A 25321-nucleotide genomic window follows, 5' to 3' on the forward strand; every position below is an offset into this window, starting at 1 on the left:
TATAATGTATATCAGTCTTTTTTTGTTTCTAAAAAAATACAATGTGTTATTAATTTTTTGAAATTTTTTTTACTTGTTATCTGTTTTTTGAATAATAAAATAAATTAATAGCTTTTTTTTATGGTTTATTTTTAATATATCACTTTTATGGGAATTATGAAATTTAAAAATATTAAATTATAATAATGTAATAGCTAATTCATTGTAGCTTTACAATGTTCAATAAAAAGCATGTAAAATTATTATTAGTTTAATCATAGTTTGTTAATAATGGTATTATCTCATCTATAATGTTGTTTAATTTTAATTATAATAATGTGTAAATATTAGATGGTAACCATTTTTTCTGAGTATAAAGTCATTATCATTAACTATAAATTATCAAACCATAAAATAAAAAACATCCAAGTTCTAAAAAGAAGTGGCTCTTGAGTGAAGAAAGAATGAACATAACCCTGTGTGGACTGTAAAGAAAAATCTCTTTTCAATATAACTTAAGACAATCACAAACCCATAAAATATTACATATGAAAACAAAAACATTAAAATTCTCAAAAGAAACAGTAATCCTTTTGGATGAAGCAACTAAAAAATCAAGTCAGCAACAGGCAGGGAAGTTTTCTATTGTTGCGGCAACCTGCAATGCTCAGTGTATATAATAACAGCAGTATCTGTTCTATTTATTACACTTATATCAGAAACCTATAACAACTCACATAAAATTATTTATTATGAAAACCAGAAAAACATTAAAATTTTCAAAGGAAACAGTGATTCTTTTGGATAAAACAGTAAAGAAATCGATTAATGGAGGTGCTAAACAGTTGAACGCGGGTGCAAGTAGCCCCCCAGTCTGCGCAACAGGACGTTGGTCTGATTGCTGGTGCTAAATATGAAGAATTATCTCAAAATAAACAATACCATTAACCCATAAAATATTACATTATGAAAACCAGAAAAACATTAAAATTCTCAAAAGAAACAGTAGTTCTTTTAGATAACGCAGTTGATCAAAGGGGAGCATTTCAGCCTGTAGGAGAAACCCGTTCCTGTTATAAAATATGTAGTGTTTATGCTGTACATGGATCTATCGCGTGCAAGTAAAATAAATTATTCAAATCAACCAAAATTATTTATTATGAAAACCAGAAAAACATTAAAATTCTCCAAAGAAACAGTAATCCTTTTGGATAAAACAGCGAAGAAATCGATTAACGGAGGGGCTAAACAGTTGAACGCGGGTGCGAGTAGCCCCCCAGTCTGCGCAACAGGACGTTGGTCTGATTGCTGGTGCTAAATATGAAGAATTATCTCAAAATAAACAATACCATTAACCCATAAAATATTACATTATGAAAACCAAAAAAACATTAAAATTCTCAAAAGAAACGGTAATTCTTTTGGATAACGTATCTCAATCATCAGTTGATCACAGAGGAGCATTTCAACCTGTAGCAGAAACCCGCTCCTGGAATAAAAATATGTTCTTAACCGACACTATATAGATTCTGCACTATATAAATACAATAAATTACTAAAACCAACCAAATTATTATAATATGAAAACTAAAAAAAGTTTAAAATTCTCCAAAGAAACAGTAATCCTTCTTGATAACACAGCTAAGAAACTGATCAACGGAGGGAATCAGGCGTTTGCAAGTAACACCAGACCTCAATGTACCAGTCGTATCTCCGACTGTTTCTGTTAATTATTAATTATTCCAATTGTGCCTGCTTCATGCAGGCACAATATCTCCAACCAATCCATAAAATTATTTAGTATGAAAACCAGGAAAATTTTAAAATTCTCTAAAGAGACAGTAATCCTTTTGGATAAAACAGCAAAACAATCGATTAACGGAGGAAATGTATATAAGCAGGAAAAGGCTTCTGAACTTCTGAATTGTAGTTTTATAATTTGCGATATCAATATAAAATAAGAAACATTGGTAGTTTATATTTTGAAAGCTCATAAAGGAAATAGTGAGTTTGAAAGAACAGCCAATTAGCTACAAGAGGCTTTTTATCATAAGAAAGCTCAGTTCCCAACTATCACTTGTGCTTTTTGCCTGTAATAATCTGCCAGCCATTATATTTCTGTATTTAAAAGATAAATACAGGTAACGCAAATGTCAATTATAAACCAGATGAGGCTGTTTTGGGCAGCCTCTTTTCATTGATTAATTATAGGAAAAATGGAAAAAACAATCAGCATTATTGGTGGAAAACAAAATGAAATAAACGAAATATTATCATCTATTGCCCAAACAATAATCAATAAAAGTAAGAGTCCTGGTCCTGATCTTGGCTTGCTGTCAGGAACAATGGGAGAGATCTTATTTTTACATGAATATTCAAAAATAAACAATAAGTATAAACAATATATCCCTGAAAACCTTGACTGTCTCTTTGAGTCTATAGAATACGGCAATGTATATCATACCTATTGTAGCGGGCTGGCAGGTATTTGCCTTGGGATCGATTATATAGAATCTGAAAAAAATACAGCGTATGAACACTTTGACTTTATAGACGATCAGATTGATGCATGGCTGGCCGGGCAGCTCAATAAGTGTATCAACGAAGGTAATTACGATTTTCTACATGGCGCAATCGGAATCGGTTTTTATTTTCTTGAAAGGTTTAAAGCAGGGAATGACCGGTCAGAAAAAGCTTTACATCATCTGTTACAGTTTCTGAATGATACTGCAATAAAGGAAAAAGATCTTATAAAATGGAAGAATCATAAGCAGAAAGTTAATATATCCTTATCCCATGGGATGTCAAGTATTATCATTTTTTTATTGGAACTGTATATATCAGGCTTCAGATCGGAATACGATGTTAAAAGGCTTATTGAAGGAGGAATCAGCTTTATTTTAAAACAGGAAATAAATCCGGACGTTTTATCATTCCTACTTTCCTTATACCTCTGTTGAAGAAGAAACAGATGAAATCAAAGGAAGCAGGCTGGCCTGGTGCTATGGAGATCTTGGAGTGGCTGTAATGTTGGGAAAAGCTTCCGGAATCTTTAATAACTCAATATGGAAGAGAAAATCAGCTGAAATAATGGAGTTTTCTGCCGCAAGAAGAACAGATGATAAAATCAGGATCCTGGATGCGGGAATATGCCATGGAAGTGCCGGAGTAAGTTTGATATTTTATAATGAATTTCTGAAAACCGGAAACGAAAAGTACGCGGTAGCTGCTAAGTTCTGGCTCAATAAAACATTGGAATATTATAAGGAAGACCCTGACCATTTTTCAAGAGTATCGTATAACCCTGTCACTGAAGAATATTATCCCAATAACAGTCTGCTTGAAGGAAGCGCCGGAGTGGGATTGGCCTTATTGGCAATTATGGAAGATACATCAGATTGGTCAAAATTTTTATTAATATAAATCATATGAAGAAAGAATATTCCGCTTCAGATCAGTTTATCATACGTTATCCATTTTTTCCTTTTGCCTATGATAGCGGATGGAGCCTCAACGATATGTACGAATCAGAAGAATTTTTACATCCTTTATTTATTGCTTCTCCCATCCTTTATGATGAATTCAAAAAGTGTAAAGAGGGGAAAATTAAAGACAGGAAAACCATAGATAAAATTAATACTTCACTTTATAAATATTGGAGCAGGATAAAATCAAGGTCTACTCCCTTTGGACTGTTTGCAGGAGTATCCATTGGTAAAATTGATTACCGCAACGAAATGGTATTTAGTGAAAACGCTTATTCCAGGATAAGAATGGATATGAAATACCTGTACAATGTTTTCTTGTTTCTTAAAGATCTTCCTGAAGTAAAAAGGAAGACCCTTTTTTATCCCAATGACAGCATTTATTCTTTTTATGGTAAATACCGTTTCATAGAAAGAAAGTACAGCAAGGATAGTATCAGGTATGAGATTTCAGTTACAGACAAAAGCGCAGCGTTGAAAAAGATCCTGGTATTGGCCAGAAAGGGGATTAGCTATAAGGAAATACTGGATTTCCTTGTATCAGAAGGATATGAGGAAGATGAAGGATTGTATGAATATATTGATCAGATTATTGATTCCCAGGTTTTAATCAATGAGCTGGAGCCTACATTGATCGGGGAAGATTATTTGGAAAAAATAATAATGACGTTGGAAAAACGGGGTATTAACCATGATATGGTAAAGCAGCTACAGGAGCTGAAATCGGGGCTGGACCGGCTTAATCATCAGGGAGCGACCATAAAAACCGGAGATATCCTGCCAATAGAAAAAAAAAGTACAAAATATGGGAATCCCTTTTGAATCTCAACACCTTATCCAGGTTGACTCTTCAAGGCAATTCCGATCATTATCTCTTAGTAAAGATTATACGGATGAATTGTCAGAAGCTATTTCTTTCCTGTCGAAAATAGGAGCCGTTAAAAATGAAAATACTGACTTAAAAGCTTTTATTCATGATTATTCGGAAAAATATGAAACAGAAGAGCTTCCCCTTCTTCATGCATTGGATCCGGAGATAGGTATCGGATATCCTCCCGGGAAAAATATGGGGAACGGGTACACCAATTCATTGATCCATAATTTTCAGACCTATTCAGAAGATGCTGCACAGGAAAAAAAAGGATGGAACCCGGTACAGGATGTTTTAATAGAGAAAATTATGAAGGCCAAAGAGAACCGGCAAAATGAAATCATCCTGTCTCAGGAAGATTTTCCTTCCTGGGATACAATGAAACCCGTCAATATGCCTCCCGTAATCCATTCCATGTTTGAAGTGATCAATGACTCTGCTGATAATACCTTATTGCATATTCACTTTGTAGGCACAGGATCAGGAGCTAATCTCATGGGAAGGTTTTCACGTCTTGACCAAAGTATGGAAGGCTATATAAAGAACCTGGTAAAAACAGAACAGGTAAACAGCAATGCCGAACTTGTTGAAATTTCCCACTTATCAGACTCTCCAAGGATTGGAAATATTTCCATAAGGCCTAAGCTGACTCAATATGAAATCACCTGCCTGTCAAATTCTAATCTGGATCAGCAATTTGTAATTCCGTTATCGGATATTATGATATCGGTAAAGCATGATAAAATTGTTTTGAGATCTGAAAAATTGAAAAAAGAAATCCTGCCGGTCCTTACTACTGCACATAACTTCAAAAATTCCTCATTGGATATTTACAGGTTTCTGTGTGATATACAACACCAGCATTCCCTTTTCAAAGGGTTTATGGTAAACCTTAATCTTGCCCTCAATCATATTCCGAGGATAAAATATAAAAATACGGTCTTACGCCTTGCAAGCTGGAAGGTAACGAAAAATGAACTTAACCATATCCTGGAAAAAGAGGTGGATGAGGAAGTGAAAAAAGAATATGTTGCAGAATGGACAAAAAAAAGAAATATACCACAATACGTCCTGATTGCTGAAGATGACAATGAGATGTTTGTTGACTTTTACAATATTCACAGCATCAATGTATTTTTATCCTTACTAAAGAGGAATAGCACACTTGCTTTAATTGAGTTCCTGTTCAATGATAAAACGGCTGTTGTAAAAGATCATTTGGGAAACTCTTATAGAAACCAGATTATTTTACCATTATTTAAAAACAATGAAAACTAGAAAATACGCTCCCGGCTCAGAATGGCTGTATTTTAAAATCTATACAGGCTATAAAACTGCAGACACATTATTATTGAATACGATCTACCCTTTGATTACAGATTTGAAACGTAAACAATATATCAGGCAATTCTTTTTTATCCGATATTCAGACCCTCATCATCATATAAGAGTGAGGTTGAATATCACAGATCCCCAATATTTAGGCGAAATAATGATATCGTTGAACCGGATTTTTTCCAGACTACTCAATAGCAACACCATATGGAAAATCCAGATGGATACTTATAACCGGGAAATAGAAAGGTACAACATTCATTTAATAGAACAGGCAGAGCATTTTTTTCCATATTGACAGTGATTCTGTTATTAAAATTCTAAAAACAATCGGTACCCGGTATAAAAACAGTGAAGATGTAAAATGGATTATCGGTTTAAAACTGATCGACGATACCTTAGACTTGTTTTATACTGAAGATGAAGATAAAATGGACATCATAAGCAGGATGAGCGACTCATTTAAAACGGAGTTCGGATTTAATCAATTCAACTCAAAACAATTGAATGAAAAATACAGGGAAAATAAGATAAAAATAGAAAGTGTGTTTTCGCAGGTTGAGATTATTGAAGATCAGAACTATAACAGCTTATATACACTTTGTAAAAAAAGATATAAAGAACTGTCACCCATTGTAGCCTCAATGAAACAAATACAAATAGAAAAGAAACTATCATCGGGCACAATCGCTTTTGATTTGATACACATGTTGCTCAACAGGCTTATTCCTGCCCAGAATAGGTTGCATGAGCTCATCCTGTATGATTTTGTAAAAAGACATTATGCCAGTACAATAGCCAGGAAAAAGAATGCTGCAGTTAAAGTGTAAATCTTTAACAACAGACCGGGTAAAAGTGATGGCGTATAAGATAAAACCGGAAATATTTCAGACAACATACAAGTATCTCATTGACAAGAAACTTTTATCCTGTTTACAATTAAAAAATTCCATAAAATTCCGTAATTTTGCACGTTGTGATTTTCAGGCAAAATCACTCTGAATTATGAGCAAATCAACAGAATATATAGAAGTTTACGGAGCTCGTGAACACAATCTTAAGAATATTAATGTTAAAATTCCGCGCAATGAGCTGGTTGTTATTACCGGTCTTTCGGGAAGCGGAAAATCTTCACTGGCTTTTGATACCATCTTTGCGGAAGGACAGCGCCGTTATATAGAAACATTCTCTGCGTATGCACGTCAGTTTCTCGGAGGATTGGAGCGTCCAGATGTAGATAAAATTGAAGGACTTTCACCCGTTATTGCAATTGAGCAAAAAACAACCAACAAAAACCCGCGTTCCACAGTAGGAACGGTCACAGAATTATATGACTTTCTCCGTCTTTTATATGCCAGGGTTTCTGATGCCTATTCTTTGGCTACAGGAAAAAAAACTGGTGAGCTATACCGAGGATCAGATCCTGGAAGCCATCAAAGAGAATTATACCGGAGAAAAAATTATGCTTCTGGCCCCCGTTGTACGTTCCAGAAAAGGTCATTATCATGAGCTTTTCGTTCAGATGGCGAAAAAGGGCTATGGGCAGGCAAGAATTGACGGTGAGCTTCAGGATATCGAATACGATCTGAAACTTGACCGTTATAAAACCCACGATATCGATATTGTTATCGATCGTTGGATTATAGGGGAAAGCGCTTCAGAAAGCAGAATGGAAAAATCACTGCGAACTGCCATGGAAATGGGGGAAGGAATTATCGGGATCCAGAAACTGGGAAGTACGGAAATCGAATATTTCTCCAAAAATCTGATGGACGCAGAGACCGGACATTCCTTAGCATTACCGGAGCCTAACACCTTCTCGTTCAATTCACCGAAGGGAAGCTGTCCGAACTGTAAGGGATTGGGAACCATTAAAAAGATAAATACAGATTACTTTATAGACAATCCTAAACTATCAATCAATCAGGGGGGATTGCTGCCGTTGGAAGATATTAAATCCAATAAATGGATTCTGTCACAGATTAAAAATATTCTTGAAATCTTTGGCCTTGGAATGGCGACTCCATTACAGGACATTCCTGAAGAAGCATTGGATTATATTTATAACGGCTGTCATAAAGAATTTAATAAAGACCTGAAATACGCGGGAATTACCAAGAAAATAAAGATCAGTTTTGATGGGTTGATCGCCTTCATGGAAGAAATTATTGATGAAAGGGAATCTTATGAAGCCATTGTATTGGAAAGACACTTCACCACAGAAGAAACCTGTCCGGAATGTCATGGAACCCGTCTTCAGCCGTCGAGCCTGAGTTTTAAAATAGACGGGAAAAATATTGCTGAGGTGAATGCATTAAGCCTGGCTGATTTAAAAGAATGGCTGGCTGATGTTAAAGATAAATTCTCAGAGAAAAATAAAATCATTGCCCATGAGATTTTAAAAGAGATTGAAACCAGGCTTCAGTTCCTGCTGGATGTAGGCTTGGACTACCTGAGTTTAAGCAGGAGCTCTAAAACCTTATCAGGAGGGGAATCCCAAAGGATCCGTTTGGCAACACAGATCGGGTCCCAGCTGGTGAATGTATTGTATATTCTGGATGAACCCAGTATCGGGCTTCACCAGAGGGATAATGAAAGACTGATCCATTCATTGAAAAACCTCAGGGATATCGGAAATTCAGTATTGGTGGTAGAACATGATAAAGACATGATCCTGGAGGCTGATGAGGTGCTGGATATTGGTCCGAAGGCCGGAAAATTCGGAGGGGAGATCCTTTGGCAGGGAAAACCGGAAGATTTAATAAAAGCCGATACGATTACCGCTCAGTACATCAACGGGAAAAGAAAAATTGAAGTTCCTGCAGAAAGAAGAGCAGGCAGCGGAAAGAGCATAGTATTAAAAGGGGCCACAGGAAACAATCTTAAAAATGTAACCCTCGATATTCCTCTGGGAAAACTGGTAGTGGTAACCGGAATTTCGGGAAGTGGAAAATCTTCACTGATCAATGGAACCTTATATCCGATTCTTAATAAACATTTTTATAGGGCCGTTCAGGAACCTTTACCATACAAAAAAATTGAAGGCCTTGATAATATCGACAAAATTGTAGATGTAGACCAGACGCCGATCGGAAGAACACCCCGTTCAAATCCGGCGACTTACACAGGAATGTTTACAGATATCAGAAACCTGTTTGCAGAGTTACCCGAAAGTAAAATCCGGGGGTATAAACCGGGAAGATTCTCTTTCAATGTAAAAGGGGGAAGATGTGAAACCTGCCAGGGCGGGGGACTGAAAGTGATCGAGATGAACTTCCTTCCCGATGTATATGTACATTGTGAAACCTGTAACGGAAAACGCTTCAACAGGGAAACTCTTGAGGTACGCTACAAAGGAAAGTCTATTTCTGATGTATTGGATATGACCATCGATGAAGCAGTGGAATTTTTCCAGCCGATTCCTAAAATTTTTGCAAAAGTGAAAACATTACAGGATGTGGGGTTGGGATATATTACTCTTGGGCAGCAGTCTACAACACTTTCCGGAGGAGAGGCGCAACGTATCAAGCTGGCCACGGAATTATCCAAAAGGCAAACCGGAAATACCCTGTATATTCTGGATGAACCTACAACGGGACTCCACTTTGAAGACGTAAAAATCCTGATGGATGCCATCAATCAATTGGTGGAGTTAGGGAACTCTTTCATTATCATTGAACATAATATGGATGTGATAAAACTGGCGGACCATATCATCGATGTAGGCCCCGAAGGAGGGAAACATGGAGGGCAAATTGTAGCGCAGGGAACCCCTGAAGAGATTGTAAAATCTAAAAAGAGCCTGACAGGGAAGTTTCTGAAAAGAGAGCTGGAGTAAAATTAATCAGTTCAACTACAGGAACTCTGAAAATTAATTTTGGTACCTCTGGAATCTGAAAAATATCAAAATTCCATATCTTGCTTGATTTCTTTGAGTTATATATTTGTATTCGTTCTAATTTTATATTATATATGAAAATTTTGTAAAATTTTAAAATGAATTTGTAATATATCAAAAATAAATTCGTTATAATTTTACAAAACCATAAAATTAAAACTATATGAAAAATTTAAAGAAACTGTCTAAATCAGATTTGAAGTCAGTGTACGGAGGAGAACCTAAACAATATTGTACCTACTGTGAATGGGCTGGCAAAGTAATTTGCAGCGAAATTCCAATCGTTCAGTGTCCTTAAAAAAATAAACCGCTTTTTAGCGGTTTTTTTATTGATGGGTGCTCTTTGCAAAATCAGTCAGTGTTGCTTTAAGATCTTTGGAGTTGCCTATCGTGTCAAAGATGATATTATCAATCCTCCATCCTTTATCTGTATTGATGAGGTGTACCTTATCTGTCCACAATAGTTTTGGGGTTGTCTGGTTGTATTCGAACTGAACAAATGCACTCGCTGTTTTATTATGCATGTCTATAGAACGGATTTTATATCCGGTATATCCTTCATACAAACTTGAAAAAATTGCTCCTTCAAATATCAAAGGTTTTTCATCAGGATGGGTACTGTTTTTTACTTTCTCAATATCCGCTTTGGAAGCATTTATGGCATTCTCTACTATTTTTTTGAGATCGGGGGTGAACAGATCATCCGCAATTGGTTGGTTGTAGATAGCTTCATTGGATTTTCCGTATAAGCTGTAAAGTTCATTTATCTTTTTCGTAATGGAGATATTGTCGTTTGGTACAGCAATTGAGGATTCTTTTTTCTGACAAGCTATAACGCTCAGAAGGAAGCCTAAATATAGAAAAAACAGTCTTTTCATCATTATAATATAATATCCTCATATAGCTTCAAAATGTATACCAGATACATATGTGAAAACAGGGCGACACGGAATAAAATAATAAAAGATGCGAATAACAATAAGCTTTAAAATACTCCTGTTTCTATCATTACTACATTTGTATGAAATACATTAATACAATAATAAAAAAATCAATACATTTGAATTGATAAAAAAATGATGGACCCTATTCTTAACGTTGCTGTTCGCTCCCTTTGTGTTTACCTTTTTATGGTAATTGCAATTCGGTTATTTGGTAAAAATCAATTATCTCAGCTGAATGCAGGAGATGTGGTTTTATTGCTTTTAATTTCCAATGCTGTTCAGAATGCGATGGTAGGGCAGAATACTTCGCTGGAGGGAGGTCTTGTAGCCGCATTGGTTTTGTTTGTGGCTAATTTTATTTTAAAAAGAATTATGTTTTCCAGCCGCTCGTTTGAGACATTTATGGAAGATGACCCTGTGATCCTTATAAAAGATGGGGTAGTAGATCAGGCGGCATTGAATAGGGTGAAAATTACCAGGGGAGAACTTGAAGAAGCTATAAGAGAACATGGTATTGAAACAATAGATCATGTAAAACTATCAGTACTTGAAGTGGATGGTAATATCAGTGTGGTTTCCGAAGATGAAAAGACAAAACAAACCCACTATTCAAGAATCAAAAGAAAAATGAAAAGAAAATATCATTAATACAATGAATTACGAATTAAGAGAAATGATTCCCGGGGATGAACCCAGAGTGTTGGAAATCTTCAGGCAGGGAATCGATAGTGGTATGGCCACATTTGAAACGGAAGTGCCTACTGCAGAAGCCTGGGATATGGAATACTTTAATACCTGCCGCTGGGTGCTGGAAAATGAAAATAACGAAGTGGTGGGATGGTGTGCTTTAAAACCTGTAAGCAAGAGAGAATGTTTTAAAGGGGTTGCAGAAGTAAGTATTTACTTTGACAATGATTACCAAGGGAAAGGATTAGGATCGGTTTTGTTAAAAAAACTGATTTTAGATAGCGAGGATCACGGTTTCTGGACTTTGCAGACCAATATCTTTGCCGATAATGAAGCTTCTGTTAAGTTTCATCAGAAAAATGGTTTCAGAATAGTAGGGGTTCGCAAAAAGCTTGGAAAACTTAATGGAGAATGGAAAGACGTTATTATGTTTGAAAAAAGAAGCGGAATGATGTAATGAAACCGGAATGGGGGACCGGATATTCATTATCCCTCAATTCATTTTCAGCCACTGCGTGTGAAGGATTGGCACTAACCTTGATATATTTCACAACTAAGATTTAAAAAATGAAAAGTATAATCAAAATGACGGGTGTTCTTATTGTAACACTCATGTTAACCTCTTGCGTTGTCCATGATTATGGTCATCGTCCGAAACCACTTCCACCGGGACAGGCCAAAAAAATATATGGAGGAAGCGCAAAAGATTATGCCCCGGGGCAGGTTAAAAAAAGACATGGCCGCTATTAAACTATAAATTTTGCAGTTAATTTTTTAGCTGTAGTATCTTGTTTTCAGCATTTTTGGCATTAAGCTTGATATATTTCGCTACTAAGTTTGAAAAAGTGAAAATAATGAAAAGTATGTTTAAGATTATCGGGGCCGGTGTGGTGATGCTGATGCTGTCCTCTTGTATTGTACATGAGCCTCACGGAAGGAGAATGCCTCCCGGTCATGCAAAAAGATTTTATGGTGGAAGCGCAAGGTATTATGCACCCGGACATGTTAAAAAAGTGTATATTTATGAGGATCGTGGTCACCACCACAGGGGACGTGGTCGTGGACATCACAGATAAAAAAAGAAAAGCACCGAATCCAATCGGTGCTTTTCTTTTTTTATCTTATAATCTTGATTTTTTCGGATTCAGGAAAGTATTAAAGATCATGACTTCCTGACCAAATTTCTTTTCAATTCTCTCGGAAATATTTAAAAGCTCACTTTTAACGAAATCTTCCCGGAGCTCATCATTATCAAACATTAAAAGGAGGTTGTAATTTTTACCTTCTTCAATATAATCACTATGTACGTCAGAAAGGATATATTTGTTGACATCCATTAAGTTTTCAGTCATTAAAACCAGGGTTTCATCAATATAATTTTCCCATTCTTCAAGGTTATCTTTTGTACAATGGAAAGTTATACTTAATACGCTCATATTTTATGAATTTTTTAAGATTTTTTGGATAAATTCTACAGCAAAAATCGGCAATTTTTTTCGTAAATTAGCCCGTTAATAAAAATTGGAAATAAATAATTTTCAGACACACAGCTAAAGGTCTGACTATCATTATAATAAATTTGTTTATGCAAAAAGAAGGAGAAAGACTGATTCCTATCAACATTGTTGATGAAATGAAGTCGTCTTATATCGATTATTCGATGTCGGTTATCGTTTCAAGAGCGTTACCCGATGTAAGAGACGGCTTGAAACCCGTTCATAGAAGAGTGCTATATGGTATGTATGGATTAGGGGTTTTTTCTAATAGAAAATATTTAAAATCTGCGAGAATTGTTGGGGATGTTTTGGGTAAATATCACCCACACGGAGATTCCTCTGTATATGATGCAATGGTAAGAATGGCTCAGGAATGGAGCTTGCGTTATCCACAGGTAGACGGACAAGGAAACTTCGGTTCCATGGATGGCGATCCACCGGCAGCAATGCGTTATACTGAAGCAAGATTGAAAAAAATCTCTGATGAGGTTCTTTCAGACCTGGACAAAGAAACCGTTGATTTCCAGAATAACTTTGACGACAGTTTGCAGGAGCCAACCGTGATGCCTACGAAAATTCCAAACCTTTTGGTGAACGGAGCTTCAGGTATTGCAGTAGGGATGGCGACGAATATGGCACCTCACAACTTATCGGAATCTGTAGACGCTATCTGTGCTTATATCGATAACAAAGAAATTACCATCGATGAATTGATGCAGCATATTATCGCTCCGGATTTCCCTACAGGGGGTATCATCTACGGTTATGATGGTGTAAGAGACGCTTTCCACACCGGTAGAGGAAGAGTAGTGCTAAGAGCAAAAGTTAACTTTGAGGAAATCGGTAACAGAAATGCAATTATTGTAACGGAGGTTCCTTATCAGGTGAACAAAGCTGAGATGATTGCCAGGACCGCAGAATTGGTGAAAGATGAAAAAATTCCCGGTATCCATGAAATCAGAGATGAATCTGATAGAAAAGGACTTCGTATCGTTTATGAATTAAAAAATGATGCTATCCCGAATGTGGTTCTGAATCTTCTATATAAATATACAGCTCTGCAGACTTCTTTCAGCGTAAATAATATTGCGCTGGTACACGGAAGACCGGAGCAGTTAAACTTAAAAGATATCATCAGTCATTTCGTAGAGCACAGACATGAGATCATCATAAGAAGAACTCAGTTTGAACTTAAAAAAGCAAAAGAAAGAGCACATATCCTGGAAGGATTCATGAAGGTGATCGGAACCCAGGATGCCTTGGATAAAGCCATTTCTATCATCCGTCACAGTGCTAACCCTCAGGCTGCAAAAGAAGGTTTGATTGAGGCATTCGAGCTTTCAGAAATTCAGGCCCAGGCGATTCTTGATCTGAGATTAGCTCGTCTTACAGGAATGGAGCTTGATAAGATCCGTGATGAATATGATGCGATCATGAAAGAAATTGCAAATTTGGAAGATATTTTAGCTAATGAGCCTAGAAGATTCCAGATCATTAAAGATGAATTGATCGAAATTAAAGAAAAATATGGTGACGAGAGAAGAACTGAAATTGATTATTCAGGAGGAGAAATGTCTATTGAAGACATCATTCCGAACGAATCTGTAGTTCTTACCATTTCTCACGCAGGATATATTAAGAGAACTTCTCTTTCAGAATATAAAATCCAAAGTAGAGGCGGTGTAGGAAATAAAGCTGCTACCACAAGAGATTCTGACTTCCTTGAATATATTGTTTCTGCAACCAATCACCAATATATGCTGTTCTTCACAGAAAAAGGAAGATGTTACTGGCTGAGGGTGTTTGAAATCCCTGAAGGCTCAAAAACAGCAAAAGGAAGAGCGGTACAGAACCTTATCAACATTGAACCGGATGATAAGATTAAAGCATATATCAGAACCAATAACCTTAAAGATTCTGAATATGTAAACCAGATGAGTGTTGTAATGGTAACAAAGAACGGAACCATTAAGAAAACATCACTTGAAGCGTATTCCAGACCAAGGGTAAATGGGGTAAATGCTATTGAAATCAGAGATAATGACCAATTGTTAGGGGCTTATCTTACCAATGGTTCTTCTCAGATCATGATCGCTACGAAAAACGGTAAGTGTATCCGTTTCCCTGAAGAAAAAGTAAGGGAAGTAGGTAGAGGATCTATCGGGGTAAGAGGTATTCTTCTTGAAGACGGAGACGAAGCTATTGGTATGATTGTTGTGAATGATGTAGAAAATGAAACAGTTCTTGTGGTATCTGAAAAAGGATATGGTAAGAGAACTGCAGTAGAAGATTACAGGATTACGAACAGAGGAGGAAAAGGAGTTATTACCCTGAACATTACCGAAAAAACAGGAAACCTGATTGCTATTCAGAATGTGACAGACGAAGATGGATTGATGATCATCAATAAATCCGGTGTTGCCATCAGAATGGGAATGGATGAAATGAGGGTAATGGGAAGAAATACCCAGGGAGTAAGAGTGATCAATCTTAAGAAGAATGACGAAATTGCAGCCATCGCAAAAGTAGCAATGGATAAAGATGTAGAAGATGAAGAGGTGGAAGCTGAAGAAAATGAGGAAGGAACAGGAACTTTATTTGATAACCTTGAAGACGAAAATATAGCACCTCAGGCTGAAAATGACCCGGCAGAGGATGGGGGGAATTCTGATTCTGAAGAATAAATTGTACAATTAATATAAAATAGTTATTATGAAGAAACTAATTTTAGGAATGGCTATCGTAGCTTCTGCCTTTGTTTTCGGACAGAAAGGAGATGTGAATGCTAAGCTTCAGGAAGCTAATAAGGCAGCTATGGATGCATATAATGCAAAAAATTATGCAGCTGCAGCACCTAAGTTTGTAGAAGTTTACGACTTATTGAAGGCAAATGGTCAGGACAATAAAATATATATGTATTATGCAGGACTTAGTCAGGCGTTAGCAAACAACGCTGATGCTGCAATTAAAATATATACAGACCTGATCAACTCCGGATTTACAGGAGTGGAGACTACCTATACTGCAAAAGAAAAAAAAGACAGGTCAGGTAGTAAACCTTGATAAAACAACCTGGGAGCTTATGAAAAAGAATTCTGATTATTCAGATTTCAAAACAGAGCAATCTAAAAGTATTGAACCGGATCTGTATGAAACATTAGCTTCTTTGCTTCTTAACCAGAAGAAAGGAACTGAAGCTCTTGCCATTATAGAAAAAGGATTAGCTAAATTTCCAAACAATGCTAAACTTAAAGAGGCTCAAACTACAGCTTATCTTCAATCAGGAAATACGGATAAATTCGTTGCAGGTTTAAGAGAGCAGTTGGCTAAAAACCCTAATGATGCTACCAACTGGTATAATCTTGGGGTAATGCAGGCTAAGAATCCTGCTACTACAAATGATGCTATTGAATCGTTCAAAAAAGCAATAGAGCTTAAGCCTGGCTTTGCAGATGCTTATCAGAACCTGGTATATACAACTATCGGAGATGATGCAAAAACAGTATCTGATATCAATGCTTTGAGAAAAGATAAGCCGGACGAAGCTTCAAAGCTGATTGACGCAAGAAGAGATAGGTTCGCCAAAGCTTTACCTTTTGCAGAAGCATGGTATAAATCGGCTCCTGAAAGTCTTGATGCAGTTACTACTTTGAAAGAAATTTATGTAGTGACTAAAAATATGGATAAAGTTAAAGAAATGAAAGCTAAAGAAGCTGAGCTTAGCGCTAAAGCAAAGTAATCATCAATAACTCAATTTATAAAAGCCGGAATGTTCACGTTCCGGTTTTTGTTTTTTAGGAAATAAAAGCGGCTATTACAGCTTTATTATCTTCAGGTAAAATTAATGATGTCATTGACTTTCAGTAATGACGGCCGAAGCTTCGGGCTTCTTTTCTTCCAGCTTCCAGCCTTTGTCAATGACAATGCGGGAGTGCTAAATTTCAGCCCGGAAATTCTTTGTAATTCCGTATCTTTGAGAAAAATTTTTATACGATGATCGAGTGGAAAACCGCCAAAGAATACGAAGATATTACCTACAAAAAATGTAATGGGGTTGCAAGAATTGCTTTCAACAGACCGGAAGTCCGTAATGCCTTCAGACCTAAAACGACTTCAGAATTATACGATGCTTTTTATGATGCCTATGAAGATCCTTCAATAGGGGTGGTTTTACTTTCAGGAGAAGGACCGAGCCCTAAAGACGGAGGCTGGGCTTTCTGTAGTGGAGGAGATCAGAAAGCAAGAGGTCATCAGGGATACGTAGGAGAAGACGGAAGACACCGTTTGAATATTCTTGAAGTGCAGCGTTTGATCCGTTTTATGCCTAAAGTAGTCATTGCGGTGGTTCCCGGATGGGCTGTAGGAGGTGGTCACTCCCTTCATGTTGTTTGTGACCTGACATTGGCAAGTGAAGAGCATGCAATTTTCAAACAAACCGATGCAGATGTAACAAGTTTTGACGGAGGATACGGATCGGCTTACCTTGCAAAAATGGTAGGACAGAAAAAAGCCCGTGAGATCTTCTTTTTAGGAAGAAACTACTCTGCTCAGGAAGCGTTTGAAATGGGAATGGTAAACAAAGTGGTTCCTCATGCCGAGCTGGAAGATACCGCTTATGAATGGGCCCAGGAGATATTAGCAAAATCCCCAACTTCTATCAGAATGCTGAAGTTCGCTATGAACCTTACAGACGATGGTATGGTAGGACAGCAGGTGTTCGCAGGAGAGGCAACCCGTTTAGCTTATATGACAGAAGAAGCCAAAGAAGGAAGAAACGCATTCCTGGAAAAAAGAAAACCGAACTTCGGAGAAGATCAATGGATATCGTAGATTGGTAAACTATTTTTGTAGGCCATGAGAATTCGTCGGGAAGATCTTGAGAGAAATATAGCAAGTAAAGAAAGAAGAAAGGAAAGTGAATTTCTTCTCTATACTGATTTTGAACAGTATTTATCAGATCGGTATTTCTATGATAATCCTGATAAGGATTTCTCTGGGAAAGATTGTTTTCCACTAATTGAATTCAAATCTGAATATAGTGAGCATATCTGGTATCGTTTCCATATGAATGACCGTGAGTTTGAAGTAGGCAAAATGCCTTCTGAAGACTGCAGTTCAAGATTTAGAAATATTTATCTGACAGATACAAAGGCTATAAATCCATGGAAATACGGAACCTGTTATGGTATTTGTTCCGAAGAGAATAATAGCATACTCATATTGCCTTATTTTAATTCAGTCCGGTTTTATGAGCTGTTTAATGTTTTTGTTTGTACCACTTCTTTTGAAGATACAGTAGAACCGGAAACTTTCTTAGAACAAATGTATTATTTTGATGAAAAAGGCAGATTTATCAAACAGGAAAAAAGAGGTAATATAGGTTTGTTTCCGGATATCGCGGTGATCGATAATGAGGTAATAGAAATAGAACTGGATGGTTTCAATGTGGATGAAGTTTATAGATATAATCTGTTTGTGGTCTGTATAATAGACTATGATAATGTTGTAAGAAAGCAAGTTATAGATAATACAGGAAATTATATTCTAGATAAAGCTTATCTTGATGTTATTGTGAGAACTGCTGAAGAGACCATCTTTGCTGTAGATGAAAATGAAATAATCTGTTTTGATACCGAAGGCAATAAGAAAAGAACCTATCCTGGTTTCAATCATATTGATGAGGTAGTTGAAAACGGTCTCAGAATTGGGAAAAAGTCGGAGAAAAAAACAGATTTTAGCATTATCAATTTTAATGGAGAGCAACTCTTGAAGCAGACTTATGATTTTGTTGAAAAATGCTCAATGAGTAAAAACTTTAAGATTTTTCAAGGCAACTGGTATTCATCTACAGGATATACGGACGAAATTGATCCTGAAACAGAAATTGTCCAGGCTAAGCTGAATAAAATCCGCACAGATATATCAGTTCATCGTTTTCATCCCAATGGCAAATGGGGAATAATAAATGAAAATGAAGAAATTATCCTTCCGGGCATCTACAGCTGGATTGAGGAGATAGGCGAAAATACTTTTCTGTTGAATGAAGGGGGAAGACTGTTGCGCTGTTCAAAATGTATAGATGAATGGGATCTGGACAATGTAGATAAATTGATTATTCATGGAGGTAAATGGTTTACTTATAATGTTTTGAATACAAAATTTGAAGCTACAGAAATAGAATACGATTCAAATAATTTTATAAATTCAGTATATAAAATAGAATGATTGATTGGATAAAAGCCGCAAGGCTACGAACTTTACCGCTTTCATTAAGCGGGATTATTATGGGAGCTTTCATTGCCAAATGGAGATTATACAGGGAAGGCGGAATATGGGACTGGAGAATTTTTGCACTCGCACTTTTGGTAACGCTTTTGTATCAGATTTTATCAAACTATGCCAATGATTATGGCGATGGAGTAAAAGGAACGGATGCCAAAAGAATCAATGAAGCGGAAGCAAGGGCAGTGGCATCAGGAAAAATTACAGCAAAACAAATGAAAAATGCTGTGATTCTTTTCTCTGCATTATCTTTTATGGCGACAATTGCGTTGCTATATGTAGCTTTTATTCCGGAACATATGAATGAATTTTATATCTTCATCGGATTGGGAGTGGCAAGTATTTTAGCAGCTATCGGATATACGGTAGGGAAGAAGCCTTATGGGTATATGGGGCTTGGAGATATTTTCGTATTTATCTTCTTTGGATTGGTTTCCGTATGCGGCAGCTATTTCCTGTTTACAAAAACTTTCAGCTGGGATATGTTATTGCCGGGAACAGCAGTGGGTATGATGAGTATGGCGGTCCTTAACCTTAACAATATGAGGGATATTGAAAGTGATAAATTATCTGGAAAGAACAGTTTTGCATTGAGAATCGGATTCAAAAATGCCATGATTTATGAAATGATCCTGTTACAGCTTCCTTTGATCCTTATCCTTATCTTTTTAGGCGTAAACGGATTTATACAGGAGCAAAATTATTATGTTTTTATTGTAATGATCCTGTTGTTCCCGTTAGCAAAACTGAGAAGAAATATTATGTCGGTAAAAGAGCCGAAAGAATTAGATCAATATTTGAAGCAGGTGGGAATCATGACGTTTGTAATGGCTATTCTTACGGCGGCCGGACTTAATTTATTTAATTAAATCTAAAATAGTATATCATGAGTTCCAATGTCTACGTCGAAGCACAAATGCTTATCAGAAAACCGATTGAAGATGTTTTTGAAGCATTCATCAATCCTGAAGTAACGACTAATTTCTGGTTTACCAAATCTACCGGAAAATTAGAAGAGGGTAAAACGGTTACCTGGGAATGGGAAATGTATGGAGTAAAAAACGTAGTGAAAGTTCATCAGATTATCCCGAACCAACTCATTAAAACAGAGTGGGGTGAACCTTCCGTGAATGTAGACTATGAGTTTAAAACCATGGAAAACGGAACCCTTGTTGTGATTAAAAGCTATGGATTCAGCCAGACCGGGGAAGACCTTTTAAGACAGGTTAATGACAATACAGGTGGTTTCACAACAGTTTTAGACGGCTGTAAAGCCTATTTGGAGCATAGAATCAAACTGAATTTGATTGAAGATAAATTTCCGCCGAAATAATAGATAAAATTTATCCATCATCGAAGCCCTTTAGCTTATGCCACCAGGAGTAGAATACGATGTAAAAAAAACTATAAAAAGAAAGCTCCTCTCCATGTACTTTGTGAGAGGCTGGTGGACGGATAAAGATGATTGTTCTATAAAGGAAGCCGGTATAGGAGGCACCATCCGCTTTCATATAGAAACCGAACATGTGGATGACGGCGATGAAATCATTTTTACGGTATATGATTCTGATGGGGTAGAATTTCTGGATGATAGGCTTAGTCTTACTGTGCAAGGGACCACAACAGCTTATAATAAAGTGAAAATAATCGGCAATAAAGGCTTTATAGAATGGACAACCGGAGAAGGTAGTCTTGTCCTTTTGCAGGAAAACTTTGAAGGGGATGAACTGGAACTGTATGTAAAATGTGAATACAAAGGTAATATCGTAAACTTACCTCATGACAGCGATGACTATCTGATGCTGTATGAAAAAGAGGTGCTTATTACGGTTTTGATAGAATTGCCGCATTCGTCTTATACATTACTAAATAATCCTCTTAGTGCCTTAGGTTTAGCAGGACACTCAGCTATGGCAATTGGAGATAGATACTTTGATTATGGACCAGACTATGCACAGACAATTGTAAGTGAAAAAAGATATGATTATGATTTTAATGAAGATGGAGATAAGGATGATAATATTGATCTAACAGCACTGGATAAAGATGGTCAGCCTGTTTATACCATTAATGAAAAATTTGCACCGGGGAGACCTTGGTGGGGCGAGAGTATAGCAGAGAGAAAAAAAATTAAAGCAGAAGAAGTGACATTAAAAATGGCTCTTGAACATATTGCATTTCCATGGAATGGAATAAAGGATAGTAATGGTAATTATATAGTAAGACCAACTAATATTTATGGAGAAGTTCACAAAGTGGAATTTTATGTAAAAGAAAGAGAAGCTAAAAAAATGATAGAATGGTGGGAAGAAAGATATGAGCATTTAAAAGTTTATAGTGTTTGGCCTTGGGCAGGAGAGCAATGTACTACAGCCGTGAAAACTGCTATACAACAGGCATTTCCGTTTAACATTACAAAACCTCTAATGAGTAATTATATTCCAGACACAACTCAAATGCCAAGCGGTTTACTAGAGGATTTAAAATCTTTTATTAGCACCTCTAGACAACATTCAAACCAATTTGCAAAGCAAAATATTATTAAAAATGAAAGTAAAAACTTTCCATAAAATGAAAAAATACATTATTATGTCTTTTTTAACGTCAGTTTTTACATTATTAGGGTGTAAAAATTCTAACAGTAAAATTTATTCTGGCTCACCTGAGTTTTCTGCTTTTGAAAGATCGTCCAAAGTAAATTTAGAGAAGCTTAATCAAATTTATGAAGGTAATTTTGAAAGAATATTTAAGATGAAAATATCTTCGACAAACGATGTTTTTCATAAAACAGTATTTGTACAAAAAAAAAATATATAATATTGGCTTTTTTCATCAAGACGATAAGCTTGGAAAAGAAGGCAGAATATGGTATCTCATGAAGATTGATCCTAATACTGGAGAAATATTAGAGTTTAAAGAATAATAATGAAAAAGAGTTTAAAGACTTAAAACCAATTTTTTTATTATTTTGAGGATGGATACTACTACTTTGGATATGAGACTGATTCTACAAATGATAAATTAAGGTAGAAAAAAAGTCCTTATGACATAGATTCGTTTTATCAAGTTATGTATATATATGAGTTTTATTACATTGGCTTTGCAAATAAAAACGATAAGAGAAATAAAGAAGAAGCTCCATTATATTTTTTAGCAAAAGTAAATTCCAAAACAGGGGAGATTTCAGTTGAAAAATAGAATTGATATAAAATAAAAAGAATAAACCACGGATGTCACAAACACTTTCACGAATGTCACTACCTCATTGTGTATTTGTGAAATTATTTGAGCCATTGGTGTTTCATAATAATTGAAAAATTAAACGTACAATGAAAATACAATTTTTAGGGCAAAATTGTTTCTTGTTTACTTACAAAGACAAGACTATTTTAAGTGACCCTTTTTACAATTACAAAAAAGCAGAGTCGGGATTTAATATTGCCGCTCAGAAAATCGATTACATTTTGTTGACCCATGCGCATGGTGATCATATTGCAGATGTTGCGGAAGTTTTGCAGCATTATCCGGAGGCTACTGTAATCGGGGTACCTGAAGTATGCGGGTATTTTAAACAGGCAAAAAATACAGACGATGTAAACTTGGGAGGATCAGCAAAAATCGACGATCTTAAAATTTCCATGGTTCCGGCTCACCATACAAGCTCTTTCCCGGATGGAAGCTACGGAGGGGTTCCTGTAGGGTATATTTTCAGGCTTCCTGAAGGTAAAAACATCTATTTGGCAGGAGACACAGGGGTAATGGCAGATATGGAACTATTCCCAAGATTATACGGGAATATCGACCTTTCTATTCTTCCTATCGGTAGTCACTACACCATGTGCCCGAGAAAAGCATCTTTTGCGGCTGCGGAACTTTTAAAAACGCCAAAAGTAATCGGGTGTCATTTTGATACATTCCCTGCAATCGAGATCAACCACGAAAGTGCATTAAAGCATTTTGCAGATAAAAAATGTAGAACTTGTTTTACCGAAACTGGGCGAGACATTCGAATTTTAATCAATAAAAGAAAGGAGGTAATTTTAAAAAATCAACAATGAAAATAGTGCGTAAGGTATTAAAAACAAAAAAAGATAATTATCCAATTACCTCTCTTCTCACATTTAAACCAAAAAAAAAATGGCAAGCTACCTAAATCACACCGCTACGACCGATTACCTTTGCTGCGTTCCCACCCTGGAGGATTCTCAGGAGCTGGTTGTTTAGGACTTGCCGTTGCAAAGGTAGGAAATATTTGTAAACTTCAAAACATTATTAAAGAAAATTTGTCGAAAAAATGCAGTGGTAGAGCTAAGCAGCTGACATTTAGAGGAATAATTTTTCACTTTTTTCTAAAAATTTAAACATGACGAAAAGTCCATCAACACTAGGAATTATACTATTTATCGCTACAATGATCGTTTTTTTTGTAGTATACACTTTTTTTTCAGGAATCAATTATTTTGATATCTCACTGAAAGCCAATGCTTTTATTTTACCTGTTTTATATGCGGGTGCTGCTTTCTGGTCTGTTAAATCATATTGGAACAACCATAGAGTTGTAAAGTTTAAAGAAGCTTTCAAGAGGGCATTTATTCCGATGTTCATAGGGGGAATTCTTTCCATTTTCAGTATTTATGCTTTTCTAAACTTTGTGGATCCGGCTGCCAAAAGCCTATTGAACTATCAATATGTTCAAAGACAAAAATCAGAACTGGATACAGAATATACTTCGGCAAGAAAAATTTTAAAACATCAGAAAGATATTGATGAGCTGGATCAAAAATACAAAGAAAGGTTGCAAAGCTTTACTCCTGAAGCTGTGAAAGGAAAAGATATGCTTACGGCAAGTCATTTTTCAGGATATTTTGCAGCAATTCTTATATTTTACGTAGTTTTGTCGGTGTTTTTCGGAGCATTTTTCAGAACGAGAAGTGTTTATCAGCCCGAAGAAGCCAATCAAGCCTAATTTTATTAAAAATTAAATGAATTTATCTATAGTTATTCCGTTACTGAACGAGGAAGACTCTTTGGAAGAGCTTTTTTCAAGAATTGATAACGTTTGCAAAACCAATAATTTATCTTATGAAATCTGGTTTGTAGATGATGGAAGTACGGATTTGTCGTGGAGTATTATTGAGAATATGAAAGTACAGTATCCTCAGATCCACGCTATTAAATTTTCCAGAAATTACGGGAAATCACAGGCACTTCACGCCGCTTTTGCAAGAACGAACGGAGATGTGGTAATCACCATGGATGCAGATTTACAGGACTTCCCGGAAGAGATTCCTGAGCTCTACAATATGGTTGTTAATGAAAATTACGATATCGTTTCCGGTTGGAAAAAGAAGCGTTTTGATAATGTGATGACGAAAAATATACCGTCAAAATTATTCAACGCTGCTGCCAGAAAAGTTTCGGGAGTATATCTTCACGATTTCAATTGTGGTTTGAAAGCCTACAAAAAACAAGTCGTAAAATCCGTTGATGTATACGGGGATATGCACCGTTATATCCCGGTATTGGCTGCCAATGCAGGATTCAGAAGAATTACTGAAAAAGAAGTACAGCATCAGGCAAGGCCTTACGGAACTTCAAAATTCGGAACAGAAAGATTTATCAGAGGTTTTTTAGATCTGGTAACGCTTTGGTTTGTAAGCCGGTTTGGAGGAAGGCCCATGCATTTTTTTGGAGCAGTAGGAACCTTAATGTTTATCTTCGGTTTTCTTTCAGCCCTTTGGTTGGGAGTATCCAAACTGATTGATGTAGCCAGAGGGATTTATGGACACTTGATTACCAATAACCCTTGGTTCTATATTGCTTTAACGATGATGATCATGGGAACCTTATTATTTGTTGCCGGATTCTTAGGAGAAATGATTATCAGAACCAACCGTGAGCATAAGAACTATAATATTGATGAAGTGATATAATGGAAGAAAAATTACCCAAAATTTATTCTAAAAAATCAATTTTAGGATTTTCTATTTTTTCTTTCTACGCTTTTCGGAGGTGTTTTTATTGTTTCAAAACCTATTGGATGTCAATAAGAAGAAAGAAGCTTATACTGTTTTAGGAATTTCTATTGTAATAACCATATTGACAGGTATTATAGTCAATATTCCGGATAAACCCATCAGTGCTCTGGCTTATGTTTGCGGGTTTGCAGGAGGGATATTATTATCGGATTATTTTGTTCCGAAATATTTTCCCAACGAACCGGAATATCCAAAGAAACCCATATGGAAACCTTTAATTATTGGAATTATTATTGTTGTTATTTTGGTAGCACTAGCAATTTATTCTGCTTCGGCGGAAAATAGTTATTAAATGATATCAATATA

The 25321-nt window shown here is 36.1% G+C and carries 29 protein-coding genes, 1 other RNA gene and 2 pseudogenes; 29 read left to right on the forward strand and 3 right to left on the reverse strand.

Going from position 1 to position 25321, the window contains the following annotated elements; all coding sequences use genetic code 11:
• The first annotated feature begins 527 nt into the window (after positions 1 to 527).
• The 13 genes and pseudogenes from HX13_RS25465 to HX13_RS26320 all read left to right on the forward strand — a co-directional run bounded on the left by HX13_RS25465 (position 528) and on the right by HX13_RS26320 (position 9866).
• Entirely contained in the window at positions 528 to 659 is a 132-nt protein-coding gene (locus HX13_RS25465; RefSeq protein ID WP_262483518.1) for a hypothetical protein, read from the forward strand.
• Between the two features lie 286 nt (positions 660 to 945).
• Positions 946 to 1104, forward strand: coding sequence for a hypothetical protein (locus HX13_RS22460; protein ID WP_156173331.1), 159 nt, complete (start codon positions 946 to 948; stop codon positions 1102 to 1104).
• A 248-nt stretch (positions 1105 to 1352) separates the two neighbouring features.
• Complete coding sequence (locus HX13_RS22465) at positions 1353 to 1505, forward strand: hypothetical protein (protein WP_157837426.1); 153 nt, start codon at positions 1353 to 1355, stop codon at positions 1503 to 1505.
• A 54-nt stretch (positions 1506 to 1559) separates the two neighbouring features.
• Positions 1560 to 1709, forward strand: a complete 150-nt coding sequence (locus HX13_RS22470) for a hypothetical protein (RefSeq protein ID WP_156173329.1) — start codon at positions 1560 to 1562, stop codon at positions 1707 to 1709.
• A gap of 72 nt (positions 1710 to 1781) precedes the next feature.
• A complete protein-coding gene (locus HX13_RS22475; protein WP_156173328.1) occupies positions 1782 to 1940 on the forward strand; it encodes a hypothetical protein in 159 nt (52 codons plus the stop codon).
• Positions 1941 to 2195: 255 nt separating this feature from the next.
• Entirely contained in the window at positions 2196 to 2939 is a 744-nt protein-coding gene (locus HX13_RS25470; RefSeq protein WP_050020865.1) for a lanthionine synthetase LanC family protein, read from the forward strand.
• A gap of 31 nt (positions 2940 to 2970) precedes the next feature.
• Positions 2971 to 3402 (forward strand): lanthionine synthetase LanC family protein, encoded by a 432-nt coding sequence (locus tag HX13_RS25475; protein ID WP_262483538.1) that lies wholly within the window; start codon positions 2971 to 2973, stop codon positions 3400 to 3402.
• A 5-nt stretch (positions 3403 to 3407) separates the two neighbouring features.
• Entirely contained in the window at positions 3408 to 4286 is an 879-nt protein-coding gene (locus HX13_RS25480; RefSeq protein ID WP_128572313.1) for a lantibiotic dehydratase, read from the forward strand.
• Positions 4270 to 5613, forward strand: a complete 1344-nt coding sequence (locus tag HX13_RS25485) for a lantibiotic dehydratase (RefSeq protein ID WP_050020868.1) — start codon at positions 4270 to 4272, stop codon at positions 5611 to 5613. Before HX13_RS25480 ends, HX13_RS25485 begins: the two co-directional genes overlap by 17 nt.
• Positions 5603 to 5968: a thiopeptide-type bacteriocin biosynthesis protein gene (locus tag HX13_RS25490; protein WP_050020869.1), complete on the forward strand. Its 366-nt coding sequence runs from the start codon at positions 5603 to 5605 to the stop codon at positions 5966 to 5968. Before HX13_RS25485 ends, HX13_RS25490 begins: the two co-directional genes overlap by 11 nt.
• 31 nt (positions 5969 to 5999) lie before the next feature.
• The gene (locus HX13_RS25495; protein ID WP_262483539.1) at positions 6000 to 6500 is read left to right on the forward strand and encodes a thiopeptide-type bacteriocin biosynthesis protein; all 501 of its coding nucleotides are present in this window, start codon (positions 6000 to 6002) and stop codon (positions 6498 to 6500) included.
• A gap of 175 nt (positions 6501 to 6675) precedes the next feature.
• A pseudogene (gene uvrA, locus HX13_RS09390) lies at positions 6676 to 9508 on the forward strand (excinuclease ABC subunit UvrA).
• 223 nt (positions 9509 to 9731) lie between these two features.
• The gene (locus HX13_RS26320) at positions 9732 to 9866 is read left to right on the forward strand and encodes a bacteriocin-like protein (RefSeq protein WP_082129230.1); all 135 of its coding nucleotides are present in this window, start codon (positions 9732 to 9734) and stop codon (positions 9864 to 9866) included.
• A gap of 28 nt (positions 9867 to 9894) precedes the next feature.
• Here HX13_RS26320 and HX13_RS09395 read toward each other — a convergent pair whose 3' ends face one another.
• Positions 9895 to 10449: a hypothetical protein gene (locus HX13_RS09395; RefSeq protein WP_050020871.1), complete on the reverse strand. Its 555-nt coding sequence runs from the start codon at positions 10447 to 10449 to the stop codon at positions 9895 to 9897.
• A 198-nt stretch (positions 10450 to 10647) separates the two neighbouring features.
• Between HX13_RS09395 and HX13_RS09400 the strand changes: the two genes are divergently transcribed.
• From HX13_RS09400 to HX13_RS09415, 4 genes are all read left to right on the forward strand, one after another.
• Positions 10648 to 11160, forward strand: coding sequence for a DUF421 domain-containing protein (locus HX13_RS09400; RefSeq protein WP_050021388.1), 513 nt, complete (start codon positions 10648 to 10650; stop codon positions 11158 to 11160).
• 4 nt (positions 11161 to 11164) lie between these two features.
• Complete coding sequence (locus tag HX13_RS09405; RefSeq protein WP_050020872.1) at positions 11165 to 11656, forward strand: GNAT family N-acetyltransferase; 492 nt, start codon at positions 11165 to 11167, stop codon at positions 11654 to 11656.
• 110 nt (positions 11657 to 11766) lie between these two features.
• Positions 11767 to 11949, forward strand: coding sequence for a hypothetical protein (locus HX13_RS09410; protein WP_050020873.1), 183 nt, complete (start codon positions 11767 to 11769; stop codon positions 11947 to 11949).
• 104 nt (positions 11950 to 12053) lie between these two features.
• Complete coding sequence (locus tag HX13_RS09415) at positions 12054 to 12275, forward strand: hypothetical protein (protein ID WP_050021389.1); 222 nt, start codon at positions 12054 to 12056, stop codon at positions 12273 to 12275.
• A gap of 45 nt (positions 12276 to 12320) precedes the next feature.
• Here the strand turns inward: HX13_RS09415 and HX13_RS09420 are convergent, their stop codons facing one another.
• Positions 12321 to 12635, reverse strand: a complete 315-nt coding sequence (locus HX13_RS09420) for a DUF4286 family protein (RefSeq protein WP_050020874.1) — start codon at positions 12633 to 12635, stop codon at positions 12321 to 12323.
• 149 nt (positions 12636 to 12784) lie between these two features.
• Here HX13_RS09420 and gyrA point away from each other — a divergent pair, with 149 nt between their 5' ends.
• The 9 genes and pseudogenes from gyrA to HX13_RS09465 all read left to right on the forward strand — a co-directional run bounded on the left by gyrA (position 12785) and on the right by HX13_RS09465 (position 22994).
• Entirely contained in the window at positions 12785 to 15379 is a 2595-nt protein-coding gene (gene gyrA / locus HX13_RS09425; RefSeq protein ID WP_050020875.1) for a DNA gyrase subunit A, read from the forward strand.
• A gap of 28 nt (positions 15380 to 15407) precedes the next feature.
• Positions 15408 to 15758 carry a hypothetical protein gene (locus HX13_RS23975; protein ID WP_238555204.1) on the forward strand — a complete coding sequence of 117 codons (351 nt, stop codon included), beginning with the start codon at positions 15408 to 15410 and terminating at the stop codon, positions 15756 to 15758.
• Positions 15759 to 15777: 19 nt separating this feature from the next.
• Positions 15778 to 16434 (forward strand): tetratricopeptide repeat protein, encoded by a 657-nt coding sequence (locus HX13_RS23980; RefSeq protein WP_238555205.1) that lies wholly within the window; start codon positions 15778 to 15780, stop codon positions 16432 to 16434.
• A gap of 254 nt (positions 16435 to 16688) precedes the next feature.
• A complete protein-coding gene (locus HX13_RS09435; protein ID WP_002979196.1) occupies positions 16689 to 17525 on the forward strand; it encodes a 1,4-dihydroxy-2-naphthoyl-CoA synthase in 837 nt (278 codons plus the stop codon).
• 24 nt (positions 17526 to 17549) lie between these two features.
• Positions 17550 to 18920 carry a hypothetical protein gene (locus tag HX13_RS09440; protein WP_050020876.1) on the forward strand — a complete coding sequence of 457 codons (1371 nt, stop codon included), beginning with the start codon at positions 17550 to 17552 and terminating at the stop codon, positions 18918 to 18920.
• Positions 18917 to 19846: a 1,4-dihydroxy-2-naphthoate octaprenyltransferase gene (gene menA, locus HX13_RS09445; RefSeq protein WP_050020877.1), complete on the forward strand. Its 930-nt coding sequence runs from the start codon at positions 18917 to 18919 to the stop codon at positions 19844 to 19846. The genes HX13_RS09440 and menA overlap by 4 nt, the downstream gene beginning before the upstream one ends.
• A 17-nt stretch (positions 19847 to 19863) precedes the next feature.
• The gene (locus tag HX13_RS09450; RefSeq protein WP_050020878.1) at positions 19864 to 20310 is read left to right on the forward strand and encodes an SRPBCC family protein; all 447 of its coding nucleotides are present in this window, start codon (positions 19864 to 19866) and stop codon (positions 20308 to 20310) included.
• A 37-nt stretch (positions 20311 to 20347) separates the two neighbouring features.
• Positions 20348 to 21547, forward strand: coding sequence for a hypothetical protein (locus HX13_RS09455; RefSeq protein WP_050020879.1), 1200 nt, complete (start codon positions 20348 to 20350; stop codon positions 21545 to 21547).
• Between the two features lie 759 nt (positions 21548 to 22306).
• Positions 22307 to 22994: pseudogene (locus tag HX13_RS09465) on the forward strand (metal-dependent hydrolase).
• A 118-nt stretch (positions 22995 to 23112) separates the two neighbouring features.
• Here the strand turns inward: HX13_RS09465 and ffs are convergent.
• Positions 23113 to 23210, reverse strand: an RNA gene (gene ffs, locus HX13_RS22005) — signal recognition particle sRNA small type.
• A gap of 130 nt (positions 23211 to 23340) precedes the next feature.
• Here ffs and HX13_RS09470 point away from each other — a divergent pair.
• The 3 genes from HX13_RS09470 (at position 23341) to HX13_RS09480 (ending at position 25307) form a co-directional block, all read left to right on the forward strand.
• Positions 23341 to 23943 carry a DUF4199 domain-containing protein gene (locus tag HX13_RS09470; RefSeq protein ID WP_050020881.1) on the forward strand — a complete coding sequence of 201 codons (603 nt, stop codon included), beginning with the start codon at positions 23341 to 23343 and terminating at the stop codon, positions 23941 to 23943.
• Between the two features lie 16 nt (positions 23944 to 23959).
• The gene (locus HX13_RS09475) at positions 23960 to 24910 is read left to right on the forward strand and encodes a glycosyltransferase family 2 protein (RefSeq protein WP_050020882.1); all 951 of its coding nucleotides are present in this window, start codon (positions 23960 to 23962) and stop codon (positions 24908 to 24910) included.
• A 103-nt stretch (positions 24911 to 25013) separates the two neighbouring features.
• Complete coding sequence (locus tag HX13_RS09480; RefSeq protein ID WP_050020883.1) at positions 25014 to 25307, forward strand: hypothetical protein; 294 nt, start codon at positions 25014 to 25016, stop codon at positions 25305 to 25307.
• Positions 25308 to 25321: the final 14 nt, after the last annotated feature.

Origin of the sequence: Chryseobacterium sp. P1-3 (assembly GCF_000738495.1) — a bacterium.
Lineage (GTDB): Bacteria > Bacteroidota > Bacteroidia > Flavobacteriales > Weeksellaceae > Chryseobacterium > Chryseobacterium gallinarum.

Coding starts and splice junctions, on each gene's coding strand:
- HX13_RS09420 (WP_050020874.1), bottom strand. CDS start 12,635: ATGAGCGTATTAAGTATAACTTTCCATTGTACAAAAGATAACCTTGAA.
- HX13_RS26320 (WP_082129230.1), top strand. CDS start 9,732: ATGAAAAATTTAAAGAAACTGTCTAAATCAGATTTGAAGTCAGTGTAC.
- HX13_RS25480 (WP_128572313.1), top strand. CDS start 3,408: ATGAAGAAAGAATATTCCGCTTCAGATCAGTTTATCATACGTTATCCA.
- HX13_RS25465 (WP_262483518.1), top strand. CDS start 528: ATGAAAACAAAAACATTAAAATTCTCAAAAGAAACAGTAATCCTTTTG.
- HX13_RS25485 (WP_050020868.1), top strand. CDS start 4,270: ATGGGAATCCCTTTTGAATCTCAACACCTTATCCAGGTTGACTCTTCA.
- HX13_RS09400 (WP_050021388.1), top strand. CDS start 10,648: ATGGACCCTATTCTTAACGTTGCTGTTCGCTCCCTTTGTGTTTACCTT.
- HX13_RS23980 (WP_238555205.1), top strand. CDS start 15,778: ATGAAAAAGAATTCTGATTATTCAGATTTCAAAACAGAGCAATCTAAA.
- HX13_RS09455 (WP_050020879.1), top strand. CDS start 20,348: ATGCCACCAGGAGTAGAATACGATGTAAAAAAAACTATAAAAAGAAAG.
- HX13_RS09440 (WP_050020876.1), top strand. CDS start 17,550: ATGAGAATTCGTCGGGAAGATCTTGAGAGAAATATAGCAAGTAAAGAA.
- HX13_RS25490 (WP_050020869.1), top strand. CDS start 5,603: ATGAAAACTAGAAAATACGCTCCCGGCTCAGAATGGCTGTATTTTAAA.
- HX13_RS25470 (WP_050020865.1), top strand. CDS start 2,196: ATGGAAAAAACAATCAGCATTATTGGTGGAAAACAAAATGAAATAAAC.
- HX13_RS22460 (WP_156173331.1), top strand. CDS start 946: ATGAAAACCAGAAAAACATTAAAATTCTCAAAAGAAACAGTAGTTCTT.
- menA (WP_050020877.1), top strand. CDS start 18,917: ATGATTGATTGGATAAAAGCCGCAAGGCTACGAACTTTACCGCTTTCA.
- HX13_RS09475 (WP_050020882.1), top strand. CDS start 23,960: ATGAATTTATCTATAGTTATTCCGTTACTGAACGAGGAAGACTCTTTG.
- gyrA (WP_050020875.1), top strand. CDS start 12,785: ATGCAAAAAGAAGGAGAAAGACTGATTCCTATCAACATTGTTGATGAA.
- HX13_RS23975 (WP_238555204.1), top strand. CDS start 15,408: ATGAAGAAACTAATTTTAGGAATGGCTATCGTAGCTTCTGCCTTTGTT.
- HX13_RS09410 (WP_050020873.1), top strand. CDS start 11,767: ATGAAAAGTATAATCAAAATGACGGGTGTTCTTATTGTAACACTCATG.
- HX13_RS22470 (WP_156173329.1), top strand. CDS start 1,560: ATGAAAACTAAAAAAAGTTTAAAATTCTCCAAAGAAACAGTAATCCTT.
- HX13_RS22475 (WP_156173328.1), top strand. CDS start 1,782: ATGAAAACCAGGAAAATTTTAAAATTCTCTAAAGAGACAGTAATCCTT.
- HX13_RS09405 (WP_050020872.1), top strand. CDS start 11,165: ATGAATTACGAATTAAGAGAAATGATTCCCGGGGATGAACCCAGAGTG.
- HX13_RS09395 (WP_050020871.1), bottom strand. CDS start 10,449: ATGATGAAAAGACTGTTTTTTCTATATTTAGGCTTCCTTCTGAGCGTT.
- HX13_RS09470 (WP_050020881.1), top strand. CDS start 23,341: ATGACGAAAAGTCCATCAACACTAGGAATTATACTATTTATCGCTACA.
- HX13_RS09415 (WP_050021389.1), top strand. CDS start 12,054: ATGAAAAGTATGTTTAAGATTATCGGGGCCGGTGTGGTGATGCTGATG.
- HX13_RS22465 (WP_157837426.1), top strand. CDS start 1,353: ATGAAAACCAAAAAAACATTAAAATTCTCAAAAGAAACGGTAATTCTT.
- HX13_RS09450 (WP_050020878.1), top strand. CDS start 19,864: ATGAGTTCCAATGTCTACGTCGAAGCACAAATGCTTATCAGAAAACCG.
- HX13_RS09435 (WP_002979196.1), top strand. CDS start 16,689: ATGATCGAGTGGAAAACCGCCAAAGAATACGAAGATATTACCTACAAA.